Genomic DNA, 3,609 nt, shown 5'->3' on the forward strand with positions numbered 1-3,609 from the left:
TTCTCAGACTAAATTCAACTGATTTCTAAACTAGAATTTAGATTGAGAATTTACCTTTTCTGTTGTAGTTGTTGTGGATTTCGTTCCCTCTTACTACAACAAAAAGTCTAATTCATATTTTCATTATTTATCTTGAATCCATTTTCCAGAAGCATCTACACGATAACCATCTGGTGTTTTAGTATTCACTAACATTGCGCCAGATGAACCTAAATAATAGTCTCCAACCCAACGGTTTGCTTGCATTACACCATCTGCATTGAAGTAGTACCATGCATTACTAATTTCTTTCCAGTCTGTTTGCATTGCTCCACTATTATCCATATAGTACCAAGCTCCGCTCACTTTTTGCCATGAAGTACGCATGGCACCATCCGTATTGAAATAATACCATGTACCATTTACTTTTTCCCAGTTAGTGCTCATTACACCACTTCCATCAAAATAGTACCAAGTTCCGCTAATGTTTTTCCAATCAGTGACCGCACTATTATCTTCATAGTAATACCAATTACCACCATTTTGTTGCCATCCTGACAATGTAGATTCATCAGAACCATTTGAATCTGAACTAGACGAAGACGCTGCATGTTGTTTGTTTAATGGTGTGCCATCGGCAGTTTGTGGGCGATACGCTCCTTTTGAACGACCAATTTCACAAGCTACTCCATCATGGTCTCTATCTAAATTTTCAGAATATCCTTCTTCACCACGAGCAATATTTCCATATCCTGTAGCCCAAGCTTCCTTACAACTTCTAAAATGTACACGTGCTTCTACTTTTTGTTCAAGCCCAAGAGCTAACAATGTAGCAGCTGCACTGAATACGACTAAACCTTTAACTTTTTTCATATAAAATCCTCCTTCTTATTACAAATTCAGTATATCACAAAATAAAGTTTGAACAAGAAAAATTTTTCTTCCTTTTTTACAAGGAGAGTGCTATACTTTGGACTTGAAAATAGTGAAACGGGGGCGTTAAAAATGCAATTAGGATTTGATAGCGAAAAATACCTGGAAGAACAAAGTCAATATATTTTAGAACGAGTGAATAGTTATGACAAACTCTATCTAGAATTTGGTGGAAAGCTCATCGGAGACTTCCATGCGATGAGAGTATTACCTGGATTCGATCCAGATGGAAAAGTCAAACTACTCTATCGCCTAAGAAACCAAGCAGAAATTATTATCTGCGTTTATGCTGGGGATATCGAACAAAATAAAGTTCGTGGAGATTTAGGCATTACTTATGACCGAGATGTCTTAAGAATGATTGATGATTTACATCATTGGGATTTGAAAATCAATAGCGTACTCATTACAAGATACACTGGTCAACCAGCTGCGACACAATTCAAAAATATGTTAGAACGTAGAGGGATGACTGTTTATACTCACGGTCATACAGAAGGCTATCCAATGGATGTGGATACCATTGTAAGTGATGCTGGATACGGAGCAAACGCATATATCGAAACGACTCGTCCATTAGTTGTTGTTACAGCGCCTGGAGCTAATAGTGGAAAACTAGCCACTTGTTTAAGTCAGCTATATCATGAAACACAAAGAGGTCGTTCAGCAGGTTATGCAAAATTTGAAACATTCCCTGTATGGAATTTACCATTAAACCATCCAGTTAACATCGCTTATGAAGCTGCAACAGCTGATTTAGAAGATGTCAATATGATTGATCCATATCATTTGGAAAAATACGGCATCACGACTGTTAACTATAATCGTGATATCGAAGCATTCCCTCTATTAAGAAGAATTTTAAGAAAAATTTACAAGGATCAAGAAATCCCTTATTACTCACCAACAGATATGGGAGTAAACCGAGTAGGGTTTGCCATTACAGACGATGCAGTCGTACAAGAAGCCTCTAAACAAGAAATTATTCGTAGATACTATCACTTACAATGCGATTACAAACGTGGAATTGGTACTTTAGAAACTGCTCAACGTGGAAAATACATTATGGATGAAATGGGGTTAACCCCTCAAGAACGTCCTGTTGTAGAAAAAGCATTGAGTAAAGCTAAAGAAGCAAAGACAGAAGTCGTTGCGATTGAATTACCAAATGGTAAAATGATTACTGGAAAACAAAGTGACACAATGACTGCAGGAGCTGCTTGCCTATTAAATGCGATTAAAGAATTAGCTGGTATTCAAAAAGATTTACATCTATTACCTCCTGTTATTCTTGAATCCATTACAAAGCTTAGTCAAGATGTGTTTCATCAGCAACGTCGCTCACTTGATAGTAAGGAAGTTTTAATTGCTTTAAGTATGTCAGCTGTTACAAATCCATCAGCAGAAGCAGCTAAAAATCAATTAGTCTTTTTAAGAAATTTACAAGCGCATAGTACAGTTATTTTACAAAAAGCAGATGAAGAAATTTATCGTGATTTAGGAATTACCATTACGAGTGAACCATCGTTTGCAGGAAATAGTTTCTATTATAGCCATTAAACACAAAACAGGATTGAAGGAGTCTCCCCTCAATCCTGTTTTAATTTTTATTAATGAATGGCTCCACCAATCATTTTTAAATCTTTTTTATCTTGATACTCAATAACTGTTTCTACACAGAGAGTTAGAGCCTGAACCATTTCTTCTAATTTCATAGAAGGATATTGATTATCTTTTACTTGTTCAGGTAAGAAAGGAACATGAATAAATCCAGCTTTTAGAGAAGGATGATTTTTAGAAGCATAATACAACACTTGATACATAATATGATTACATACAAAAGTACCAGCAGTATTTGAAACAGAAGCAGGAAATCCTGAAGAAGTCATTTTATCCACCATCGCTTTAATCGGTAAGGTAGAAAAATAAGCACTATCTCCATCTTCCTGAACTGGAAAATCGATTGGTTGGTTTTCTTCATTATCCGCAATACGTGCATCGTCAATATTAATCGCAATACGTTCAGGTGTAATCCCTTGTCTTCCACCTGCTTGACCTACACAAATAACTACATCAGGTTGGAAAATTTCAATTTCATTTTTTAACACTTCAAATGATTTTTGAAAAACGGTAGGAATTTGAATTCCTTTAATTTCTGCACCCTTTATATTTTGAGGAATACGACGAACAACTTCCCAAGAAGGATTAATACTTTCTCCACCAAATGGATCAAAACCTGTTAATAAAATTTTCATCTGTACACTCTCCTTTAATTCAAAATACAAAAAAAGCACTCGTAAGAGTGCTAGGGATGACCCGTACGGGACTCGAACCCGTGTTACCGCCGTGAAAGGGCGGTGTCTTAACCGCTTGACCAACGGGCCAGTATAAAATTAAAAGCGGGTGACGAGAATCGAACTCGCGACAACAGCTTGGAAGGCTGTAGTTTTACCACTAAACTACACCCGCATAATATAAACGGTCCCGACGGGAATCGAACCCGCGATCTCCTGCGTGACAGGCAGGCATGTTAACCCCTACACCACGGAACCATATTTTTGGGAATGGAGGTTAACGGGATCGAACCGCTGACCCCCTGCTTGTAAGGCAGGTGCTCTCCCAGCTGAGCTAAACCTCCATTTATGACCCGTACGGGACTCGAACCCGTGTTACCGCCGTGAAAGGGCGGTGTCTTAA

General features: G+C 37.7%; 3 protein-coding genes and 4 tRNA genes. 1 reads left to right on the top strand and 6 read right to left on the bottom strand.

Going from position 1 to position 3,609, the window contains the following annotated elements; translation table 11 throughout:
• Positions 1-123: 123 nt before the first annotated feature.
• The gene (locus RYK07_RS08825) at positions 124-852 is read right to left on the bottom strand and encodes an excalibur calcium-binding domain-containing protein (RefSeq protein ID WP_314853491.1); all 729 of its coding nucleotides are present in this window, start codon (positions 850-852) and stop codon (positions 124-126) included.
• A 132-nt stretch (positions 853-984) separates the two neighbouring features.
• Between RYK07_RS08825 and RYK07_RS08830 the strand changes: the two genes are divergently transcribed.
• Positions 985-2,472 carry a DUF1846 domain-containing protein gene (locus tag RYK07_RS08830; protein WP_314853493.1) on the top strand — a complete coding sequence of 496 codons (1,488 nt, stop codon included), beginning with the start codon at positions 985-987 and terminating at the stop codon, positions 2,470-2,472.
• Positions 2,473-2,522: 50 nt separating this feature from the next.
• On the opposite strand, the gene pcp is transcribed toward RYK07_RS08830, so the two are convergent.
• The 5 genes from pcp to RYK07_RS08855 all read right to left on the bottom strand — a co-directional run bounded on the left by pcp (position 2,523) and on the right by RYK07_RS08855 (position 3,550).
• Positions 2,523-3,167: a pyroglutamyl-peptidase I gene (gene pcp, locus RYK07_RS08835; RefSeq protein WP_314853492.1), complete on the bottom strand. Its 645-nt coding sequence runs from the start codon at positions 3,165-3,167 to the stop codon at positions 2,523-2,525.
• Between the two features lie 57 nt (positions 3,168-3,224).
• Positions 3,225-3,296 (bottom strand) — tRNA-Glu (locus tag RYK07_RS08840).
• Positions 3,297-3,310: 14 nt separating this feature from the next.
• Positions 3,311-3,381: transfer RNA gene (locus RYK07_RS08845), tRNA-Gly, on the bottom strand.
• A gap of 10 nt (positions 3,382-3,391) precedes the next feature.
• Positions 3,392-3,464 (bottom strand) — tRNA-Asp (locus tag RYK07_RS08850).
• A 13-nt stretch (positions 3,465-3,477) separates the two neighbouring features.
• Positions 3,478-3,550: transfer RNA gene (locus RYK07_RS08855), tRNA-Val, on the bottom strand.
• Positions 3,551-3,609 lie beyond the last annotated feature (59 nt).

Source organism: uncultured Granulicatella sp., from assembly GCF_963528315.1.
In the GTDB taxonomy this organism is placed as follows: Bacteria; Bacillota; Bacilli; order Lactobacillales; family Aerococcaceae; genus Granulicatella.

Bases quoted from the DNA above. Each gene is read 5' to 3' on its own strand.
- RYK07_RS08825 (WP_314853491.1), bottom strand. From the start codon at position 852: ATGAAAAAAGTTAAAGGTTTAGTCGTATTCAGTGCAGCTGCTACATTG.
- pcp (WP_314853492.1), bottom strand. From the start codon at position 3,167: ATGAAAATTTTATTAACAGGTTTTGATCCATTTGGTGGAGAAAGTATT.
- RYK07_RS08830 (WP_314853493.1), top strand. From the start codon at position 985: ATGCAATTAGGATTTGATAGCGAAAAATACCTGGAAGAACAAAGTCAA.